General features: G+C 69.3%; 17 protein-coding genes and 1 tRNA gene. 12 read left to right on the top strand and 6 right to left on the bottom strand.

The features are described 5' to 3' along the window. Positions 1 to 55: 55 nt before the first annotated feature. Both PIR02_14915 and PIR02_14910 read left to right on the top strand, forming a co-directional pair. Positions 56 to 129 (top strand) — tRNA-Met (locus tag PIR02_14915). 140 nt (positions 130 to 269) lie between these two features. Continuing rightward, positions 270 to 2,696: an LPXTG cell wall anchor domain-containing protein gene (locus PIR02_14910; GenBank protein WZH36046.1), complete on the top strand. Its 2,427-nt coding sequence runs from the start codon at positions 270 to 272 to the stop codon at positions 2,694 to 2,696. A gap of 59 nt (positions 2,697 to 2,755) precedes the next feature. Here PIR02_14910 and PIR02_14905 read toward each other — a convergent pair whose 3' ends face one another. After that, positions 2,756 to 3,406 (bottom strand): helix-turn-helix domain containing protein, encoded by a 651-nt coding sequence (locus tag PIR02_14905; GenBank protein WZH36045.1) that lies wholly within the window; start codon positions 3,404 to 3,406, stop codon positions 2,756 to 2,758. Between the two features lie 331 nt (positions 3,407 to 3,737). On the opposite strand from PIR02_14905, the gene PIR02_14900 reads away from it, so the two are divergent. Further along, the gene (locus PIR02_14900; protein ID WZH36044.1) at positions 3,738 to 4,457 is read left to right on the top strand and encodes an SMP-30/gluconolactonase/LRE family protein; all 720 of its coding nucleotides are present in this window, start codon (positions 3,738 to 3,740) and stop codon (positions 4,455 to 4,457) included. After that, on the top strand, positions 4,454 to 5,089 hold the full coding sequence (locus tag PIR02_14895; protein WZH36043.1) for an SUMF1/EgtB/PvdO family nonheme iron enzyme: 636 nt from the start codon (positions 4,454 to 4,456) through the stop codon (positions 5,087 to 5,089). Before PIR02_14900 ends, PIR02_14895 begins: the two co-directional genes overlap by 4 nt. A gap of 5 nt (positions 5,090 to 5,094) precedes the next feature. Here PIR02_14895 and PIR02_14890 read toward each other — a convergent pair whose 3' ends face one another. Then, the gene (locus PIR02_14890; GenBank protein ID WZH36042.1) at positions 5,095 to 5,505 is read right to left on the bottom strand and encodes a MarR family transcriptional regulator; all 411 of its coding nucleotides are present in this window, start codon (positions 5,503 to 5,505) and stop codon (positions 5,095 to 5,097) included. A 132-nt stretch (positions 5,506 to 5,637) separates the two neighbouring features. Here PIR02_14890 and idi point away from each other — a divergent pair, with 132 nt between their 5' ends. From idi to PIR02_14855, 7 genes are read left to right on the top strand one after another with little or no spacing between them, the layout of a single operon-like run. Further along, entirely contained in the window at positions 5,638 to 6,189 is a 552-nt protein-coding gene (gene idi, locus PIR02_14885; GenBank protein ID WZH36041.1) for an isopentenyl-diphosphate Delta-isomerase, read from the top strand. Beyond that, entirely contained in the window at positions 6,186 to 7,253 is a 1,068-nt protein-coding gene (locus tag PIR02_14880) for a polyprenyl synthetase family protein (GenBank protein WZH36040.1), read from the top strand. Before idi ends, PIR02_14880 begins: the two co-directional genes overlap by 4 nt. Then, on the top strand, positions 7,250 to 8,119 hold the full coding sequence (locus tag PIR02_14875; protein WZH36039.1) for a squalene/phytoene synthase family protein: 870 nt from the start codon (positions 7,250 to 7,252) through the stop codon (positions 8,117 to 8,119). Before PIR02_14880 ends, PIR02_14875 begins: the two co-directional genes overlap by 4 nt. Beyond that, on the top strand, positions 8,116 to 9,672 hold the full coding sequence (crtI, locus tag PIR02_14870) for a phytoene desaturase family protein (GenBank protein WZH36038.1): 1,557 nt from the start codon (positions 8,116 to 8,118) through the stop codon (positions 9,670 to 9,672). The genes PIR02_14875 and crtI overlap by 4 nt, the downstream gene beginning before the upstream one ends. A gap of 1 nt (position 9,673) precedes the next feature. Beyond that, positions 9,674 to 9,997: a lycopene cyclase domain-containing protein gene (locus PIR02_14865; protein ID WZH36037.1), complete on the top strand. Its 324-nt coding sequence runs from the start codon at positions 9,674 to 9,676 to the stop codon at positions 9,995 to 9,997. After that, entirely contained in the window at positions 9,994 to 10,311 is a 318-nt protein-coding gene (locus PIR02_14860; GenBank protein ID WZH36036.1) for a lycopene cyclase domain-containing protein, read from the top strand. The genes PIR02_14865 and PIR02_14860 overlap by 4 nt, the downstream gene beginning before the upstream one ends. Further along, positions 10,308 to 11,192, top strand: a complete 885-nt coding sequence (locus tag PIR02_14855; protein ID WZH36035.1) for a prenyltransferase — start codon at positions 10,308 to 10,310, stop codon at positions 11,190 to 11,192. Before PIR02_14860 ends, PIR02_14855 begins: the two co-directional genes overlap by 4 nt. 258 nt (positions 11,193 to 11,450) lie before the next feature. On the opposite strand, the gene PIR02_14850 is transcribed toward PIR02_14855, so the two are convergent. Then, complete coding sequence (locus tag PIR02_14850; protein ID WZH36034.1) at positions 11,451 to 14,354, bottom strand: UPF0182 family protein; 2,904 nt, start codon at positions 14,352 to 14,354, stop codon at positions 11,451 to 11,453. 43 nt (positions 14,355 to 14,397) lie between these two features. Further along, the gene (locus tag PIR02_14845; protein WZH36033.1) at positions 14,398 to 15,537 is read right to left on the bottom strand and encodes a PDZ domain-containing protein; all 1,140 of its coding nucleotides are present in this window, start codon (positions 15,535 to 15,537) and stop codon (positions 14,398 to 14,400) included. Positions 15,538 to 15,663: 126 nt separating this feature from the next. On the opposite strand from PIR02_14845, the gene PIR02_14840 reads away from it, so the two are divergent. Beyond that, positions 15,664 to 17,094 (top strand): zinc-dependent metalloprotease, encoded by a 1,431-nt coding sequence (locus tag PIR02_14840; protein WZH36032.1) that lies wholly within the window; start codon positions 15,664 to 15,666, stop codon positions 17,092 to 17,094. Between the two features lie 740 nt (positions 17,095 to 17,834). Here PIR02_14840 and PIR02_14835 read toward each other — a convergent pair. Together PIR02_14835 and nudC are read right to left on the bottom strand one after the other, a co-directional pair. Further along, positions 17,835 to 19,589: an ATP-dependent helicase gene (locus PIR02_14835; protein WZH36031.1), complete on the bottom strand. Its 1,755-nt coding sequence runs from the start codon at positions 19,587 to 19,589 to the stop codon at positions 17,835 to 17,837. Further along, positions 19,586 to 20,515 (bottom strand): NAD(+) diphosphatase, encoded by a 930-nt coding sequence (nudC, locus tag PIR02_14830; protein ID WZH36030.1) that lies wholly within the window; start codon positions 20,513 to 20,515, stop codon positions 19,586 to 19,588. Before nudC ends, PIR02_14835 begins: the two co-directional genes overlap by 4 nt.

The raw sequence follows: 20,515 nt of genomic DNA, 5'->3' as shown, positions 1-20,515 counted from the left end.
CGGTACGTCCGGATTTGCGCCCGCGTTCATCTCCGCGTAATGTTTTCTCTTGTGCCGCGGGGTGGAGCAGCTCGGTAGCTCGCTGGGCTCATAACCCAGAGGTCGCAGGTTCAAATCCTGTCCCCGCAACAAATGAAGGCCCCGGATCCTCGGATCCGGGGCCTTTTCTCTTCGGTTCGGCAGCCGCGAGTGCACCGCCGACATTTTCCTCGCCCCCGGCGCATCGTTCCCCCTACACTGACCGAAAACCTGGGGGATCAAAAACGAAAATGAATCGCGCATTCCGCGCGGTGGCCATCAGCGCCGCCGTTCTCTGCTCACTGAGCTTCGCCCTTCCCGCCTCGGCACAATCGACACCGCCCGCCGGCAGCAACGTTCCACTCGTCGGCACTCTCGCCCACGCGGTCGAGAAAGCCGTCATCGCGGGCGCCGACTCACCGGAGGCGATCACCGCCGCGGTGGGACTGCCCGGCTCGGGTCGGGGTTCGCTCCGCTTCGACGACGACGGACGCCTCTCGGTCACGGTCACTTTCGAGCGTCGTCCCGATACCGGACTCCTGGATGAGGTCGGACGAACGGCGGAGATCGTCAGCGTGCAGGATCTGACCTCCTCAGCGACAGTGTGGGTCGCTCCCGATCGACTCGATGCCCTGCGCGGCCTCGACGGCGTCCGCGCGGTGTCTCCGGTGGTCCAGCCGGTGGCCATCCCCATCACCCCTCCCGCGATCCCCGACGTGCCGTCCGCCGAGCGCAGCGCGGCCGAGAAATCGTGCCGGGCGTTCCCCAGCGACGCCGACACGCCGCTGCACACGGCCGAGGCGCGCTCGGACTTCGGTGTGGACGGAACCGGCGTCACGATCGGCATCCTGTCCGACTCGTACGACGCGTGGACCGACGCCGAAACCACTCCGGAAGACGACGTCGAAGCCGGCCTGCTACCGGGACCGGGAAACCCGTGCGGGTACGAGACTCCGGTCACCGTGCTGTCCGACATCACCACCGAAGAAGGCGGCCACGACGAGGGACGCGCGATGGCGCAGCTCGTCCACGGCATCGCTCCGGGCGCCCGCATCGTCTTCTACACCGCGTGGCGGAGCTCGCAGGACATGGCAAAGGGCATCGTCGCGCTCGCGGACGCGGGAGCGAACGTCATCGTCGATGACATCGGATGGAGCGAAGAGCCGCTCTACCAGCAGGGGTGGATCTCGACGGCCATCACCGATGTGCAGTCGCGCGGTGTCGCGTACTACACCTCCGCGGGCAACGGTTCGGCGATCGGCGAGAAGGGCACGAGCGGCGCCGGACGGCAGATCAACGGCTGGCGCACCCCGGCCTACCGCTCCATGTCCTGCCCGAGCTGGGTGATCGCCCCGGAGGGCTTCACGTCGTACGACTGCCTCGACTTCGACCCGTCGGCAGCTCAGGATGCCACCGACACGGTCACTTTCCCCGAAGCCACCACCGCCGACCTGGTCGCGCAATGGGGCGACCCCGTCTTCGGCCTCACCACCACCCTGATCCCGCAGTACTACGTCGACCAGAAGCTGGTCAGCGAGTCGTACATCGACGGGATCACGCCGACCGTCTATGCCACGGCGCCGAAGGGCGTCCCCGCCGGGGACATGGACGTCGTGGTGGTCCGCGACACCTCCTCGGGCACGACCTCGACGCCCGCCTTCTCGATGGCGTTCTGGAACCCCACGATGTCGGAGATCGAGTACGACCGCTCAGCGGGCCCCGACATCGTCGGGCTGACCTCCGTAGGCCACCCCGCCGACGGTTCGGGCATCGGTGTGGCCGCGGTCTTCTCGCGCGAACCCGGCGTCCCCGAGTCGTTCACCTCCGCAGGCGACACGCCCGTGCTGTTCGAGCCGGTGCGCTACGTCGACGGACAGCCCGTCGTCTCGCCGGCCTACCCCGAGCCGCTGCGGGTCATGGGCCCGCAGATCGCTTCGGTCGACGGCATCCGCACGAGCTTCTTCGCCCAGCGCATTCCTCAGCTCGACAACAACTGGTACTTCTTCGGCACCTCAGCGGCGGCTCCGACGGCTGCCGCCGTGCACGCACTCGCGCTCGAGTACGCACCCGAGAAGTCGGCCGCCGACATCTCTCGCACGGCGTTCGCAACCGCGGGCCCGCTGAAGAACCCGACCTCGTCGACCGTGACGGACCAGCAGCTGTTCGGGGCGGGACTGATCGACGCGGAGGCACTGCTGACGGCACTGCCGGCCCGCCCGGTCACCGACCTCGAAGCCACAGCCCTCTCCCCCACCTCGATCGCGGTGTCGTGGACGAACGCCAAGGGCTCCACGGGGTCCGAGGTGCAGGTGCTCGCCGCCACCGAGGTCGTCGCCTCGGCCGCCCTCGAGGCCGGCGCGGATGCCACCACCTTCCGCGACCTGCCGTCGGGGACGACGCTCACCGTCACGGTGACCGCCCGCGGCGCGAGCGAGAATTCGACCGCGGTCAGCGTCGCGGTCGACACGCCCCCGGTGCCCACGCCGACGCCGACGCCGACCGCGACTCCCACGGCCACGCCGACGCCGATCCCCGCCCCGGACGACAACGGCGGCCTCGCGAACACCGGTGCAGACCGATCAGCCGCTCCCGCGCTCGCGGGGGGCGCAGCGCTCCTCCTCGCGCTCGGAGGTGGCCTGCTGCTGCGACGCCGCGCCCTCAGGCGTCGCTCCAGCTGACGAGAGCAACGGGGCGGTGGCGTCGGAGTGATCCGCGCCCCCGCTCCGCTCGTCGTCGCTCAGGCCACCTGAAGCTCGTCGGCGCGGCGTGCGAGGAGATCGTGGAGGGTGCGCTCCAGCCACGCCCGATAGTGCGTCACCGTCCACGCGGACCGTGTGACGAAGAACGCGAACGTGTCGGGGCCGAACAGGTAGCAGAGCTCATCCGTGACCTCGTCGATGTGCTCGGGGCGGAGAAGTCCCCGCTGGACGAGCCATTCGGCGGCGATGCGGATCTCGCGGCGACGACGCGCGTCGAGAACAGCCACGGCGTCTGCGGCCACGGCATCCGTCTCTCCGGCGACGGCGATGGCGCGAGCGAGGCCAGCCGTCCGCGCGTGAGCCTGAGTGACATCGTCGAGCCACGCGCGCATCGCCTCCTGGGCGTCGAAACGCTCGAGGATGTTGGCCACCGCCGGCCGCTCGGCGGGATCGTCGTCTCCCTCCGCGCCCGTGAAGGTGCGCTCGAAGGCGGCGACGAGGAGTGTCGCCTTCGATCCCGCCAGGTGGACAGACTGCACCGACACGCCGGCCTCGGACGCGATCCCCTTCATCGTCGTCGCCGCGTACCCGTCCCGCGAGAACAGCATCGCCGCCGCGTCGAGGATCGCCGCCCGTGTGCGCGCGGCTTCCGCTCGACGCAGCGGGGAGGCGTACCGCCTGGGACTCATCGCGACCGCCTTCCAAACATTAGAGCGACCATCTAATCATTCGAGTCCGCGCCGAACGAGGGCTTGACGCGAGCTCGACAGCACGATGCCTCCCCCGTCAACCGGCCCGTGGATGCCACGTACACCCGGTTGACTGGAGGCATGATCGGCGGACGCGTTCTCCAGCAGGCCCAGCGCCCGCGCCCGGTAGAGGTCGCCCCGCCCCGCGTCCACGATCCGCGGCTGCGTGCAGTCCTCCCCCGTGAGGCTCGCTTGCTCTCGGTCTACTCCGGCGCCACGTGGGCCGAAGGTCCGGTCTGGTGGGCGTCGGAAGAGGCACTGGTGTTCAGTGATGTCGTCGGCCGTCGCACGCTCGCGTGGCGCGAGGACGGCAGCGTCATCACGGTCGTCGACCCCTCGGAGTTCGCGAACGGCAATGCCGTGGACGCGGCTGGCCCGGCTCCTCCACGCCGAACACGGGCGACGGGCGATCAGCCGAACCGACGACGATGGGACGCACGTGCTCGTCGACTCCTATGGGGGCGTCGCCCTCAACTCCCCGAACGATCTGATCGTGGCCGAGGACGGCGCGGTCTGGTTCACCGACCCGCTGTACGGCATCACTGACCCCCGCGAGGGCTACCCCGCTTCGCCCGCTCTGGGACACGAGAGCGTGTACCGGTGGCAGGACGGAACGCCCCTGCGCCGCATGATCGACCTCGACGCCCCCAACGGCATCGCTTTCAGCCCCGACGAGCGCGTGCTCTACGTCGCCGAGTCACGGGCCGACGCTCTCCCGCGGATCATCTCGTGCACGTGGAACGGCGAGACCTTGGGGCCCCCGGAGACGTTCGCGACGGTGGATGCCGGCATCCCTGACGGATTCGTCGTCGACCGCCGCGGCTGGCTGTGGGTGAGCAGCGGCGCGGGAGTGGTGATCTTCGACGAGAGCGGCGCGCGTCTCGGGGTCATTCCGACGCCCCACGTCGTGAGCAACTGCGCCTTCGATGTCGACGAGCGGCGCCTGTTCCTCACGGGGAACGCCGATCTCTGGATGGTCGAGCTCTCATGATCGACGTCGAGATGGCGCGGATTCCCGGTGGACGCGTTCTGCGCGGCGATATGCGGGGGACAGAACGTCGTGAGATCGTCGTGTCCGCGTTCGAGATCGCGGTCTACCCCCTCACCGAGGAGCAGGCCGCGGAACTTCTGGGCGTGCCTTCCCGCCACCCACGGCGCCCCGCGGTCGAGCTCAGCTGGTTCCGCGCCATCCGCCTGTGCAATGCGCTGTCCGAATGGGAAGGCCACGACCCCGCCTACGCGTTCGACGGGGAGGCGGTCTCCCGCGATCCGGAGAGCGACGGCTTCCGCCTGCCCACCGAGGACGAGTGGGAGTACGCGTGTCGAGCCGGTGCCACCGGGTCGACGTACGGGCCCATCGGTGAGATCGCCTGGACCGCCGCCGATGGGCTGCGCTCCCCGGTGGATGTCGGGGCACGCCTGCCCAACCTCTTCGGCCTGTTCGACATTCTCGGCAACGTCTCCGAGTGGTGCGAGGACCTCCTCGACCCCGACCGTGGGACGGCCCGCGTCTTCCGCGGCGGAGGCTGGAGCGACGCCCCGGCCGTCGTGCGCGCGACGACACGACGTGGCGCCGGGCCGCGAGACAGTTTCGACGACGTCGGCGTACGGGTCGCGCGATGACGGCGTCAGTCGGTGGTCGTGATGGCCTCGGTCAGGGATCCCAGGAAGCCCGCGATCGTGGCGAGCTCGCTGTCCGTGTACCGCGCAGCCACCTCGCGCATCGCGCCGAGGTGACCCCCGAGGTGGTGGAAGAACTCGCTGCGCGACTTGTCGGTGAGGATCACGACGCGCGCGCGCCCATCGGAGGGGTGGGGACGTCTCTCCAGGTGTCCCGAAGCCGACAGCCGGTCGAGGAGTTTCGTCGTCGACGCCGTGGAGATACGCAGGTGCGTGGCCACGTCGTGGGGACTCACCGTCTCTCCGCGTTGCTCGCGGATGATGAGCATGCGCAGCGTCGCGAGGTCGCTGGCGTTCATGTCCATCTCCCCCTTCATGCCACTGTGCATGCGGTCGAGGGCATCGCTCAGGGCTCTCACGGCAGTGAGAGTCTCGATGACAGCCGGCCTTCTATCAGGAGCGGAAACGGCGCCCGTCACAGTGGACACCCCCTTTCGGCGTAGGTATATTGAGGCTCACATCGCTAGCTAAACTAGCAAACAGGAGGAACGATGAGCGAGACCGAATACGTCGTCCTTCTGGACGATCATGGCAATGAGATCGGCACCGCACCGAAAGCGCGTGTCCACGGTGCCGACACCGCTCTGCACCTCGCGTTCTCCTGCCACGTCATGAACGAGGCCGGTCAGGTGCTCGTGACGCGGCGCGCCCTCGACAAGAAGACGTGGCCCGGGGTGTGGACCAACTCGTTCTGCGGTCACCCGGGCCCGGCGGAGCCCCTCGTCGAAGCGGTCCACCGCCGCGCGGGATTCGAGGTCGGTCTGCGTATCCACGACCTCCAGCTGACTCTCCCGCACTTCCGGTACCGCGCGGTCGACGCCAGCGGGATCGTCGAGAACGAGATCTGCCCCGTCTACGTGGCCCACACCGACGACGAGCCCCGCCCCAACCCTCGCGAGGTCGCGGAGTACCGGTGGGTCGATCCGATGGATCTGGCCGCCTCGCTGGAGGCCACACCGTGGGCGTTCAGTCCCTGGCTCGTCCTGCAGTCTCAGCAGCTCCCTCTCTTCGGGTCTCCCTCGGCTGTCCGGCGGGCGTCGTGATCGCCTTGTCGACGACCCCCGCCGCGCGCCAGGAGATCGACGCTGCCATCGACGGTGCGCTCCTGCGCCTCGACGGACGTCTGGGCCGACTCGGCGACAGCGCGCGCGCTCTGGCATCCGCGATCCGCCGAGCGGCCGACGGCGGAAAGCGCTTCCGCCCGCTTCTCGTGGTGTCGGCGTTCGACACCCTCGGCGGACCCGACATCGCCCGCCCCGCCCTGTTCCAGGTGGCGGCGGCCTTCGAACTGCTGCATACCGCGTTCGTCGTGCACGACGACGTGATCGATCACGATGTCGAGCGACGGGGCATGCCCAACGTCGGGGGCGAGTTCCGCGCGCGCGGAACAGATCGCGGCGCAAACGCGTCGGGAGCAGCCCTCCTCGGCGACGCCGCCGGCATCCTCGCGGGTGACCTTCTCCTGCACGAAGCCGCGCGTCTCGTGGCGATGGCGGAGATCCCCGCAGAACTGCGCAGCGAACTCCTGCTTCTCGTCGAGGACGCCGTTCTCGTGTCGGCGGCGGGAGAACTGGCCGACGTCGAGAACGCCGTCTCGGCCGACGACGTCGACGCGGAGACGATCCTGCGCACGACCCACGACAAGACGGCCGTGTACTCGTTCTCGGCGCCGCTGGAAGCCGGTGCGGTGCTCGCGGGAGCCGACGCGCCGATCCGCCACGCGCTTCGGCGATTCGGGCAGCCACTGGGCCTGGCGTACCAGCTCGTCGACGACCTCATCGGTGCCTTCGGCAGTGCCTCGACGGCCGGGAAGGGCGAAGGCTCCGACCTCCGCGAGGCCAAGAAGACGCATCTGATCGTCTTGGCGCGCGAGAGCGAGAACTGGCCCGAAGTCAGCGATGCTCTCGCGCACGCTCATACCGGACCCGTCGCGATTCGAGCCGCACAGCGCGCACTGTCGGCGTCCGGCGCACGCGTGCGGCTCGAGCATCTCGTGCGCGACACACTCGACGAGGCGCGCGGTATCGTCTCGGCCTCGACCCTCCCGTCGGAGTGCCAGGCCATGCTCCTCGACCTCGTCGACGCCGTCCAGGAGCGCGTCCCGTGAGCCTCGGACCCACCGGGCTCGCGCTGTACTCCCGCACCGCCGACGATGCGGCCGCCGCCGTCATCCAGAGGTACTCGACCTCGTTCGGGCTCGCGACGCGGCTCCTGGGAGCGCGTCCCCGCCCGCACGTCCGCAACATCTACGCCCTCGTGCGCGTCGCCGACGAGATCGTCGACGGCCCCGCCCACGATGCCGGCCTCACGCCCGAGAAGGAACGCGCGGTCCTCGACTCCCTGGAGGCGGACGTCATGGATGCCATCGACACCGGCTTCAGCGCGAACCTCGTCGTGCACGCCTTCGCCCGGACGGCGCGAGAGTGCGGGATCACGCGCGAGCTGATCGCCCCGTTCTTCGCCTCGATGCGCACCGACCTCGACACCGCCGCCCACGACGACCTGTCGCACGACGCCTATGTCTACGGGTCCGCCGAGGTGGTCGGGCTCATGTGCCTGCGGGTGTTCCTCAACGCGGGGATGTCCGCCCCCGCACGCCCCGCGGCCGATCTCGCCGACGGCGCCCGCCGTCTCGGCGCCGCCTTCCAGGACGTGAACTTCCTCCGTGACCTCGCCGACGACGCCGACAGATTGGGCCGTGACTACCTCGACGGCGCGGCCGACGATGAGCGACGGATCTCGGTGCTCGACCGCATCGATGCCGATCTGGCCGCCGCGGCATCCGTGATCCCGCACCTCCCCCCGGACTGCCGCGCCGCCGTGACCACCGCGCACGACCTGTTCGCGGAGTTGTCGCGCCGGCTGCGCGCCTCTCCCGTCGGCGCACCCCGCGTCCGCGTGCCGGACGGCGTCAAAGCCACCCTCGCCGCCCGCGCCCTCCTCGGGCGTCCACCGAAAGGCACCCGCCCATGAGCGCCCAGCGCATCGTCGTCGTCGGAGGCGGGATCGCCGGTCTCGGCACCGCCGCTCTTCTCGCCGACCGCGGCCACGACGTCCAGCTCTTCGAGGCCCGCGACGCTCTCGGCGGTCGCGCGGGGTCCTGGGAGCGCGATGGCTTCCGTTTCGACACGGGCCCCAGTTGGTACCTCATGCCCGAGGTCTTCGACCACTTCTTCCGGTTGTTGGGCACCAGTGCCGCCGAGCAACTCGACCTCGTCCGCCTCGACCCGGCGTACCGCGTGTTCGGTCCCCCCGGTCAGGGCGAACCCATCGACATCGTCTCCGGACGCGAAGCCGTGCGGGCGCTCTTCGAGGAGCACGAGCCGGGTTCGGGCGACAACATCGACGCGTACCTCGACTCGGCGAAGGACGCGTACGAGCTGTCCACGTCGAAGTTCCTCTACGACCCCTACTCGTCGACGAAGGGGTTGCGCGACCCCGCACTGGTGAAGCGCCTTCCCACGCTCATCCCGCTTCTGACGCGCACGCTGTGGAAGCGCGTCACCACCGACTTCCAGAACACGCGTCTGCAGCAGATCCTCGCCTACCCGGCGGTGTTCCTCGGCGGATCACCGTTCGAGGTGCCGAGCCTGTACCACCTGATGAGCCACCTCGACCTCGGCGACGGCGTGCTGTACCCCAAGGGCGGCATGACCGAGATCATCGCCGCCATCGAGAAGCTCGCGCGCGAGCGCGGGGTGCGAATCGAGACCTCGTCTCCCGTCGACGCCATCATCACTGAGTCGGGCTCAGCCCGTGGTGTCCGCCTCGCCGACGGACGAGTCATCGCGGCGGATGCCGTGGTCTCGGGTGCCGACCTCCACCACACCGAGAATGCGCTCCTCGAGGAGAAGGACCGGCAGTACCCGGAGAAGTGGTGGAAGGACAAGGTGCCCAGCCCCGGTGCTCTGCTCCTCCTGCTCGGGGTGAAGGGCGAGCTGCCCCAGCTGACGCACCACACGCTGCTGTTCACCGACGACTGGCAGACGAACTTCGACGCGATCTTCGGCGAGGAGAAGAAGATCCCGGACCCGGCATCCATCTACATCTGCCGTCCCAGCGCCACCGACGACTCGGTCGCGCCCGAGGGACACGAGAACCTCTTCGTCCTGGTCCCGGTGCCCGCCGATCCCGACAGTGGCCGCGGGGGCGTCGACGGTGCGGGCGACGAGCGCATCGAGCAGGCCGCCGACCGAGTGATCGCGCAGATCGCCGAGTGGACCGGCATCCCGGATCTGGCCGACCGCATCGTGGTGCGTCGCACGATCGCGCCGGAGGACTTCAGGAACGACCTGAATGCCTGGCACGGCAACTCGCTCGGGCTCGCGCACACCCTCAACCAGAGCGCGATCTTCCGACCGAAGAACCGCTCCCGGAAGGTGCGGAACCTCTTCTACGCGGGCACATCCGTGCTGCCGGGGATCGGACTGCCGATGTGTCTCATCTCCGCCGAACTCGTCGTCAAGCGCATGACGGGCGACACCTCTCCCGGCCCCCTCGCCGAACCCGTGCGCGCGGCGGTCTGAGGTGCCGGGGATCTACCTCGGCGCGATCCTCTTCTCTCTGGCCGGCATGATCGCGATCGACGTGAAATTCTCGCTCGCGCTGCGTGCAGCCCCGGTGCGAACGACGATCGCGGTGCTGATCGCGACGGCGTTCTTCCTGGCGTGGGATGTGGTCGGCATCGTCACGGGAGTGTTCGTGAAGGGCGAGAGCCCCCTGTTCGTCGGTGTCGAGCTGGCACCGCACCTGCCGCTCGAGGAGATCTTCTTCCTCCTCTTCCTGAGCTACCTGGCCATCGTGATGTTCGCGGTGTTCGAGCGACGTGCGCGCACCCGGGAGCGAGCATGACGTATCCGCTGATCGTGCTCCCCTTCGTGATCGTGACGGCCCTGGTGACCGTCGCCACGATTCGGCGACCACGGTTCGCGCGGCGGATGTCCTCCTCGAGTCTGACCGCCCTCGTCCTGGTCGGACTCACCCTCGTCTTCGACAACCTCATGATCGCCGTCGATCTCTTCTCATACCCTCAGCAGCACCTGAGCGGGCTGCGCCTCGGCCTCGCCCCCCTCGAGGACTTCGCGTACCCGGTGTGCGCGGCGTTCCTGGTCCCGGCGGTGTTCACGCTGCTCTCCCCCCGCCCGTCCCCGAAGGATGCCGCATGACCCCCCTCACCCCCGGACGCGTCCTGCACGAGCTCTTCGTCTCCTCCCGACCGGTGAGCTGGATCAACACGGCCTTTCCGTTCGCCGCCGCCTACCTGCTCACGACCCGGCAGATCGACACGACGCTGATCGTCGGCATCCTGTTCTTCCTCGTGCCCTACAACCTGGCGATGTACGGCGTGAACGACGTGTTCGACTACGAGTCCGACCTGCGCAACCCGCGCAAGGGCGGCACGCACGGCGCGGTGCTCGAGAAGAGCATGCACGCGATCACTCTGTGGGCCGCGGCTCTCTCCTGCCTGCCGTTCGTCATCTTCCTCGTCATCGTCGGCTCGCCGATGTCGTGGCTCGTGCTGGCGCTGAGCCTGTTCTTCGTCGTGTTCTACTCGGCTCCTCCGCTCCGGCTCAAGGAACGCCCGTTCGCCGACTCGATGACCAGCAGCATCCACTTCTTCTCCCCCGCGGTGTACGGACTCGTGCTGGCGGGAGCGGTGTGGACGCCTCAGCTCGTGCTCGTGCTCGTCGCTTTCGCGCTGTGGGGAATCGCCTCGCACGCGTTCGGCGCCGTGCAGGATGTCGAGGCTGATCGCGCCGCCGACATCTCGTCGATCGCCACCGCGCGCGGGGCACGCTGGACCGTTCGCTTCGCGCTCGCGGCCTACGCCCTCGCCGGGGTGGCGATGCTGTTCACGGCGTGGCCCGGCCCGCTGGCCGCGGTGCTGGTGATCCCGTACCTCGTGGTCTGCTGGCCGTATCGGAGCGTGACGGATGCCGAGAGCGACCGGGCCACCGCCGGGTGGAACCGATTCCTGTGGCTGAACCAGATCGCCGGCTTCGGCACCACGCTCCTGCTGATCTGGTGGTGGTTCCTCACGGCGTGATGGGTTCGCCCCCTCGCCCTCACTCGTCGCGGTCGGGCAGCGCGCAGGGCGCCGCCTTCACCGTTGAGTGTCCACAACACCCGGAGGGAAGAGCCCTCTCGTCCGGGTTTCCTGGACACCGAACGAGAAGCGGAGGCCGCGGGAGCTAGGGATGCCGCGGGCCCGATCCCGCGACGCCCGCCACGGTCCGGGTGCCGCGCCGTTCACGGCGAAAGGCCGGCACCCCCCGAGCGGGGCGCCGACCTTTCCTGAGGGGACTCAGCCCTGGTTCTGCGCGTCGCCGCCCGCGGCCTGCAGTTCGATCAGACGCTGTACGGCGGCGTTCAGTCGCGCGTCCTGCGTTGCGAACTCGGAGAGGTTGCCGCTGGTCAGGGCCTGTTGCTTGGCCTGCAGGGCCGCCTGCGCCTCCTGCAGCGCCGCGGCGTAGTCGCCCGCAGGTGCCGTCGGTGTCGACGGAGTCGTCTCGCCCTGGTCGGTGGGCGTCACGGACTCGTCGCCTGTGTCGGCGCCGGAGTCGCCACCGAACAGCGAGTCGAGGGCCTCGCTCAGAGTGTTCTCGAAGGCGATCTTGTCTCCGAAGGCGACGAGGACGCGGCGCAGCTGCGGCAGCTTGGTGTCGCCCGAGGACTGCACGAAGACCGGCTGCACGTAGAGCAGACCGCCTCCCACGGGCAGGGTGAGCAGATTGCCGTTGAGCACCTGCGACTGCCCCTGTTGGAGGATGTTGATCTGCGACGACACCGCGGTATCGGAGTCGAACGTGTTCTGCACCTGCCCGGGACCGGGCACCGTCGTGGCCGCGTCAATCACGAGCATTCGCAATCGTCCGTAGTCTTCGCGTTTCGTCCCCTGCGCGTCTCCCGCGTTGGAATCGACCGCGAGATAGCCGGTGAGCACGTTTCGTGCCTGTCCGCCCTGGGAGGCCGGGATGAAACTCGTGAACATGGAGTACGTCGGAGCGTCCTGACTCGGCATCTTCATCGTCAGGTAGTACGGCGGCTGCAGTTCGTTGGCGTTCTGCGGGTCGTTCGGCGTCGCCCAGCGGTTGTCCTGCTGGAAGAACGACCGCGCGTCGTCGACGTGGTAGACGCCGAGCATCGACCGCTGCACCTTCATCAGGTCGGTCGGGTACCGGACGTGGCTCATGAGGTCTGCCGACATCTGGCTCCACGGCTGGAGCGTCGACGGGTAGATCTTCTGCCAGGTCTGCAGCACGGGGTCCTGGTCGTCCCAGGCGTACAGCGTGACCTCGCCGTCGTAGGCATCCACCGTCGCCTTGACCGAGTTGCGGATGTAATTGATGTCATCCAGCGCGTACGTGGGCTGCGGGTTGTTCGAGTCGGCGATCGCGCGCGAGAGCGAGACGCCCGTCGAGTACGGGTAGTTCGCGCTCGTGGTGTAGCCGTCGACGACCCACTTGATGCGTCCATCGACCACCGTCGGGTACGGGTCGCTGTCGAGCGTGAGGTACGGCGCGACCTTCTGGACGCGCTCCTTGGGGTTGCGGTCGTAGAGGATCTGCGAGTCCTGGTTGACGTAGTCCGAGAAGAGGATCTGCTCCGACTGGAACTTCAGCGCGTAGATGAGGCGGTTGAAGACGTTGCCCACACTCGGACCGCCGTCTCCGCGGAACGTCGTGCGCGTCTCCGTGCCACCGTCGGCCCCGAGCGGGTAGTCGAGCTCGATGTCTTCGCCGCCCTCGGGGCCGCCGACGATCGAGTACTGCGGCGACTGCTCCCCGAAATACACGCGCGGCTCGTAGTTGAGATCGGTGAGGAAACCAGTGCCGGGAATCGCGCGCTCCAGGAACACGGGGTCGCCGTCAGCAGTGCGCTCGTTACCCGCCGCCGCGACCATGCCGTAGCCGTGCGTGTAGACGAGGGTCGAGTTCTGCCAGGTCGCGGCGTCACCGAGCTGACTGGTGTTCAGCTCGCGCAGCGAGACGACGGCATCCTGACTCTGTCCGTTGATCTGGTAGCGGTCGACGTCGAGCGGCTCGGCGAACTGGTAGTAGGAGCGGTACTGCTCGAGCTGGCGCACGGTGGGGCCGATGATGGCCGGGTCCATGATGCGCAGCTGAGCCGTGGATGCGGCGTCGTTGCGGAGCTGGCCGGCCTGGGCCTGCGTCGCCGCCTCGAAGTTCTCCTTCTCGACCTTGTCGATGCCGTACGCGGCCTTCGTGTTGTCGAGGTTGCGCTGATAGAACTGGCTTTCCAGCGAGAGCTGGTTGGGGCGCACCTGGAAGGTGTTCACCGCCCACGGAATGGCGGCGCCGACCACGATCGCCGATACCACGAGCAGGGCGGTCGCGATCAGCGGGTAACGCCACCGGCCGATGAACGCGGTGACGAAGAAGGCCAGGGCGACGATGACGGCCGCGATCGCGAGGATCGTCTGGCCGGGGATGACCGCGTTGGTGCCGACGAAGCCGGGGCCGGTGATGCGATCGTCGGGCTCGACGAGGGTGCGGTAGCGGTCGAGCCAGAGGCTCGCAGCCTGCAGCAGCAGGTAGATGCCGGCGAGGACGGCCAGCTGGATGCGGGCGGCCTTGGAGATACGCAGTTCGCGCTGGCCGACGCGCACCGAGCCGTAGAGGTAGGACACGACGGCGGTCAGCAGGAGCGACACCAGGGCCACGGCGGAGGCGAAGCCGATCGCTGCGGCATAGAACGGCATCGCGAACATGTAGAAGCCGGTGTCCAGGCCGAACTGCGGATCGGTGACCGAGGTCGAGACGCCGTTCGCCCACAGCCAGGTGGTCTCCCACTGTGCGGACGCGGCGAAACCGGCGAAGAAGCCGAAGAAGATCGGGATGCCCCACATCGCGAGGCGACGCAGCGGCTCGACGACCTCCTGATAGCGGTCGAGCTGTGAGCTCAGCCGCGCGTACACGGGACGCAGCCGGTAGGCCAGCTGGATCGCGGCCCACACCGGCACCGCCATCGCGAGGAAGCCGACGGCGAACATCACGGCGCGCGCGATCCACTGCGTCGTCAGGACGGTCGTGAATCCGAGTTGCTCGAACCACATCCAGTCGGCATAGAGGTTCGCGAAGACGAAGAACGCGACGACCAGAGCGGCGATGATCGCCAAGCTGATCGAGATGATCCGTCGGGAGCGGTTCGGCGGCGTGGCCTGGTTCGGCGCTGAGGTCGTGGTCACCCCCTCATCCTAGGCGCGGCCCACTGTGGGTACGCCGTGGATACTACGATGCCGGGGAGTTCCCCGCCGCGCACGTGGGCAAAGCGTCGAAGTCGCCGTTGTCACGGATGGTTTCGAGCACCTTCAGCGAATCAGACAGAGTCGACACCGCGAACACGCGGATGCCATCGGGGACATGCCCCACGACCTCGTTGCAGTTCGCCGACGGCGCGAGGAACCAGGTGGCGCCGGCATCCCGTGCCCCGTACAGCTTCTGTCGGATGCCGCCGATGGCACCGACCTGGCCCTGGTCGTCGATCGTGCCGGTCCCGGCGATGTGCTGCCCGCCGGTGAGGTCGCCCGGCGACATCTTGTCGATGATGCCGAGCGCGAACATCATTCCCGCACTGGGGCCACCGACGTCGTTGAGCTGGATCTGGACGTCGACGGGGAGGTCGAAACCGAGGGCCAGCACGATACCCACGAGCCACTGCTGCTGCCCGTCGAGCTCACCGGTACGCGGCGTGACGGTCACCTCCGTCGCGGTGCCGTCGCGGTCGATGCCGAACGTGACCGGCTGACCTCCGGCCGCCTGGATCGCCGCCTTGACGTCGTCCGCGGTCGCCGCCGACGCGCCGTTCACCGAGGTGATCACGTCGCCGGGCTCGAGGATCCCCGCCGACGCGCCATCGCCCGTGACGCTTCCCACGACGATGCGCTGGGGCACGTCGTAGCCCAATTGGCGCAACGCAGCCGCCGACGCTTCGAGCTGGGAGTCGGTCATGAGAGCGGCGTTCTCGGTGTTGCGTTGCTCCGTGGACTGTCCGGAGGGGAAGATCCGGTCGATCGGCACCACCGCGCGGGAGGGATCGAACCAGGCGAGCGCGAGCTCGATCCACGTGGGGGTGCGTTCACGGTTGCCGTTCACCTGCACGGTGAGCAGATCGAGCTGGCCCGTTGTGGGGTCGGCCTTCTCGTCGGGAACGGTGATGAGCGGAACCTCGACGCCGTCGGCGTTCGGCGACGTCCCCAGCGTGTTCAGCACGGGACCGGGCTGCTGGATGACATACGCCGTCGGCAAGAACGTGAGAAGGAACAGCACCACCACGGCGATGGCGAGCGACCACAATCCGACGAGGGTGGTGCGGGTCCATCGGCGCGCGGGGGCGGGCACGACGGAGACGTTCTCGTCGAAAAGCGTCACGGGTCCTACCTTTACCGGGGGTCGTTCGCGCGCGGCGTAAGCGGCGTGGGGCCGAGCCGGGGAGAGCGAGGAATCGTGCGACTAGCGTAGATCCCGTTCCCCTTGACCTGGCTGAGAGGCGAAGAAGTGGCAGACGACGACCGGAACCCTGAAGAAGAGTTCCAGGAGCTCATGCGTCGCCTGATGTCAGGCGACATGTCCGGAATCGATCCTGAACAATTGTCGCGCCTGTCGGGCATGCAGATCGACCCCGCGATGCTGCAGGCGGTCATGAACCAGCTCCAGGGTGCGTTCGCGGGCACCCAGGAGGGTGTGGACTGGAGCCTCGCCGAGCGGCAGGCCCTGCACATCGCCAACCAGGACGGCCTCGGGGTCACGGCCGGGCAGAACACCGGTCTCACGCAGGCGTTCTCTCTCGCGAGCCTGTGGCTCGGCGAGGCCACGACGATCTCCGACCTGCCGCACCCCGCCCGTGCCGTGACGCGTGGCGCCTGGGTCACCGCCACGCTGCCGGTGTGGCAAGAACTCGCGGAGCCCGTCGCCACGAGCATCGCCGACGCGCTGACCGACGCGCTCGGTCAGCAGGCTCCGGACGACATGCAGGAGATGATCGCCGGCGCCGGCCGCCTCATGCGCACGGTGGGCGGATCGCTCTTCGCCACCCAGCTCGGACACGTCGTCGGGCGACTGTCGACCGAAGTCGTGGGCGGCGGGGATGTCGGGATCCCTGTCATGCCCGACGGCGACGCGGCCATCCTCCCCCAGAACTTCGCGGACTTCGGTCGCGATCTCGAGATCCCCGACGATCAGCTCGCGTTGTACCTCGCGACGCGCGAACTGGCGCACGCGCGCCTGTTCCGGCACGCGCGGTGGCTGCGTCTGCACGTGATCTCACAGGTGCGCGACTTCGCGCACGGCATCCGTGTCGACACCGATGCCCTCGAGGAGCTGGCGTCGCGGTTCGATCCCTCGCAGCCGGAGGAACTGCGCAGCGCCCTCGAGAGCGGTGCGTTGCTGCCCGCGCGGTCCGAGGAACAGACCGCGGCTCTCACGCGGCTGGAGAACCTCCTCGCCACCATCGAGGGCTGGGTCGACGTGGTCACCGAAGACGCCACCTCCCGCCTCCCGGCTGCGGCCCGGATCGCCGAAGCGGTGCGACGCCGGCGCGCGGTCGGCGGACCCGCCGAGCAGGCGCTCGGCTCGCTCGTCGGTCTCGAGCTGCGCCCGCGGCGTATGCGTGACGCAGCGGCGATGTGGCGCGCGGTGACCGACGCGGTGGGCGTCGCCGGACGCGACGCCCTCTGGGACTACCCCGACATGATGCCGTCCGCTGAAGACATCGACGACCCGGCCGGACTGGTCGCCCGGGTGGTCGCCGCGTCGCGCGGGGAAGCGGCGCCGGCGGATGCCATGGACGACGCTCTCGCGCAGCTGCTGGCCGAGGAGAACGGGGGCGACGCCGGGTCGTCGCAGCGCGGCTCGCAGCCCGACAGCGCATCGACCGACGACGACTCCTCCGGCGAAGACGGCACCCCGGGAGACCAGCGCCCGGTCTGACTCGTCCTCCCCACGGAGACCGAGGGGGCGCCGGGGTGTGGACAACCCTCGGCGCCCCCTCGGTCGCCGCGATGATCGGGGCATGATCCGACTCGACCACGCCGCTCCTCCGCTGTTCCGCACCGACGGAACGATCCAGTTCGGGGCACCCGCGCGTGCGCAGCTCGATCTCTCCGCGCCCTGGGTGGAGACCGCCGTCACCGCGCTCGAGGCCGGGACGACGCGCAGCGCACTGCGCGCCCTCGCTCGCCTCCACCGAGCCCACGACGCCGACGCCGATGCCCTCTTGACGCGCCTGGCTCCAGCTCTCGTCCGCGCTCGTCGCCGGGCGACGTTCGTGCTGCAGACCGCCGACGACCTCCCGCTGTCCGCCGTGCACGCCGTGCGCGCCGCGCTCCCCGCCCGCTCCGATGTCGTGGCGTGGGCCGGTGCCGACACCGCGCCCGTGGCGACCGATGCGCGCGTCATCCTGCTCGCGGCGCACCGGGTCGATCCGCGGCGCACCGCGGCTCTGCTGCGCGAGGGTGTCGTGCACCTGCCGCTCGTCCTCGACGGCGCGAGCGCGCGCATCGGTCCGGTCGTCCGACCGGGGCGCTCCGCGTGCCTGTCGTGCCTGGATGCCACGGCCCGACGCCTCGACCCGTCGTGGCCCCTGCTCGCGGCTCAACTGCTGGCCAGGCGTACACCGACCGTCGATCCCGCGCTCGCGGCCGAAGCGGGCCGCGCGGCACGACATCTCCTCAGTGCGCGTCCCGAGGGCCCTTCGCGGTCGCTGCACCTGCGCGTCGACTCGATCCGGCGGGTCTGGGAAGCCCATCAACCGAGCGCAGACTGCCGTTGCCGATCTCTCGAAGAAAACGCGACGGTTCGCGATCCGATCGTCCCCGACCCCGTGCCCAGCTCAGCGAGAGAGCACGAGCGGCCCGAGTGACGCCGACGTACGCGAGGCGCCGTTCTTCGTCGACGGCCTCGAAGGTCGTCGCGTACGAGATCGGGAGCAGGCCCTCGCTCACCCCGATCAGGAAGACGTGATCCCACTCGAGGCCCTTGGCCGCGTGCAGCGTCGAGAGGGTCACCGTCCGGGTGGCGGGTTCGTGCTGGTCGCGTGCTCGGGCCTGGAGGTCGTCCGTGAAAGAACGCAGGTCGGTCTCCGCCGGGGCCTCCTCGGCGAGACGCAGGATCGCGCCCCGCGCCTCCCATCCGTCCCGCAGCGCGCCGCCGGCCTGCGGGGGCTCGTCCGTGAGCCCCACTCCCCGCAGAACGTCTCGAACGGTTGCAAGGAAGCCCGTCTCCATAGGGGCCACGGATGCCGCCCGCAGCGCCATCAACGCCTGTCGCACCTCGGGCAGGTCGAAGAACTTCCGCCCACCGAGCACGGTCGCGGCCACGCCCACCGACGCGAGGGCGTTCAGCACGACGGCCGACTGCGCGTGAGAGCGATAGAGGATGGCGATCTCGTCGGGATCGGCGCCACCGGCAATCGCGGCGTGCACCTGCGCGGCCACTCCCGCTGCTTCGGCCTCGTCGTCGTCGTAGGCGCGGACGAGGGGGGCCGGCGCCTCCCCCTCATGGGCCGCGACCAGTTCGAGAGCTCCCGCGCGCCCGCGCATGAGGTCGTTCGCGACGGCGAGGACAGCCGACGTCGACCGATAGTTGCGTTCGAGACGCACAACTCGTGCATCTCGGTGGGTCCGCTCGAACTCGAGCAGGTATCGCGCGTCCGCCCCGGTGAACGAGTAGATCGTCTGGCTCGCGTCACCGACCACGCACAGGTCACGGCGGTCACCCAGCCACAGCTCGAGGAGACGGTTCTGCAACGGCGAGACGTCCTGGAACTCATCCACGGTGAAGTGCCGGTACTGCTCGTGCACGGCCGCGGCCACACGCGGCTCTGCCTCGATCATCCCGGCGCAGGTCAAGAGCACGTCTTCGAAGTCCATCTGCCGCCGCTCGTCTTTGAGCTTCTCGTACGCCCGCTGCAGGTCGACGACCTGCTCGACGCGCAGACGCCCTACGCCCTCGGGGCGCGCAGCCGCATACTCCTCGATCGAACGCATCGTCACCTTGCGCCACTCGATCTGGGATGCCACATCCCGCAGCGTCGCCGTGTCGGGAGCGAGTCCCACCCCGTCTGCGGCGTGCGCGAGCATCCTCACCTTGTTGTCGATGATCGACGGCGCCTGGTCACCCGCGAGCGTGGGCCAGAAGTAGTTCACCTGCGACAGGGCCGCCGCGTGAAAGGTGCGCGCGGAGACCCCGCTCACGCCGAGGGCGCGAAGGCGCCCCCTCATCTCGCCTGCGGCCTTCGCCGTGAACGTCACCGCCATCACGCGTTGCGGAGAGTACGCCCCGGTGTCCACGCCGTGCGCGATGCGCCGCGTGATCACGCGCGTCTTGCCCGTACCCGCACCGGCCAGCACACACACGGGCCCCCGCAACGCGCGCACCGCCTCGAGCTGGTGCTCGTCGAGTCCGGACAGCGCTTCCGAACTCACGCGTCGTTCCCGTACCAGTCGTCGATCAGGCGGCGCGCGATGGACGAAGTGCCGGGCAACTGCACCGTTCCCTCGCCGCGGAGCGCGGCGCCGATCTGCTCGCGGTCGAACCACCGCACCTCGACGATCTCGTCGCCGTCAGCCCTCGCCTCAGCATCGTCGACGATGCGGGCCCGGAATCCGAGCATCAACGACCGGGGGTATGGCCAGACCTGGGAGCCGCGGTACTCCACGTCGCTCACGCGGACACCGGCCTCTTCGAAGATCTCCCGCGCGACCGCGTCTTCGAGCGACTCCCCCGCCTCCGCGAAACCGGCGAAGCACGAGTACCGGCTCCCTCCCCACGCGGCGTTGGCGCCCAGCAGCACACGGTCGGGGTCCGTCGCCGACGACAGCAGGACGATGACGGCGGGGTCGGTGCGGGGGAAGTGCTCGCGACCACACCGCGGGCAGTGTCGCGACCACCCCGCGTGGCGGACCTCGGCGAGAGCGCCGCACGCGGGGCAGAAGGCGGCGTCGCGAAGCCACCCGGCCAGAGCGACGGCCGTGCCGAGGATCTCCGCCTCCTCTGCGGGCAGGTCACCACCGATCGTGCGCAGACGCGCCCATTCGACCGTCGGAGCCAACGCGGGGGCGTCGCCCTCCTCGTCCGCGATCGCCAGCAGCAGAGAGCTCCCGTCGGCCGCTCGACCGAGGAACGCCCACTCGACGGCATCCGTGACCTGGTCGACCGTGAGCAGGAACAGTCGTCCCCCCACGGCAGGAGCCTGGTCGCCGCGCACGAGCAGAACACGTGTGGCGGCCAGCGCGCGCTCGCGCTCGATCAGACCGAGGATGACACGATCGTCGCCGCGACGGTCCAGCGCACCGCCGGGCCACCGGGCGGGAGACGAAGACGGGGGCGGCACCGGAACGGGCAGCGGCAT

The organism is Microbacterium enclense, from assembly GCA_038182865.1.
In the GTDB taxonomy this organism is placed as follows: domain Bacteria; phylum Actinomycetota; class Actinomycetes; order Actinomycetales; family Microbacteriaceae; genus Microbacterium; species Microbacterium enclense_B.
This window is presented reverse-complemented; position numbering and strand designations above follow the sequence as displayed.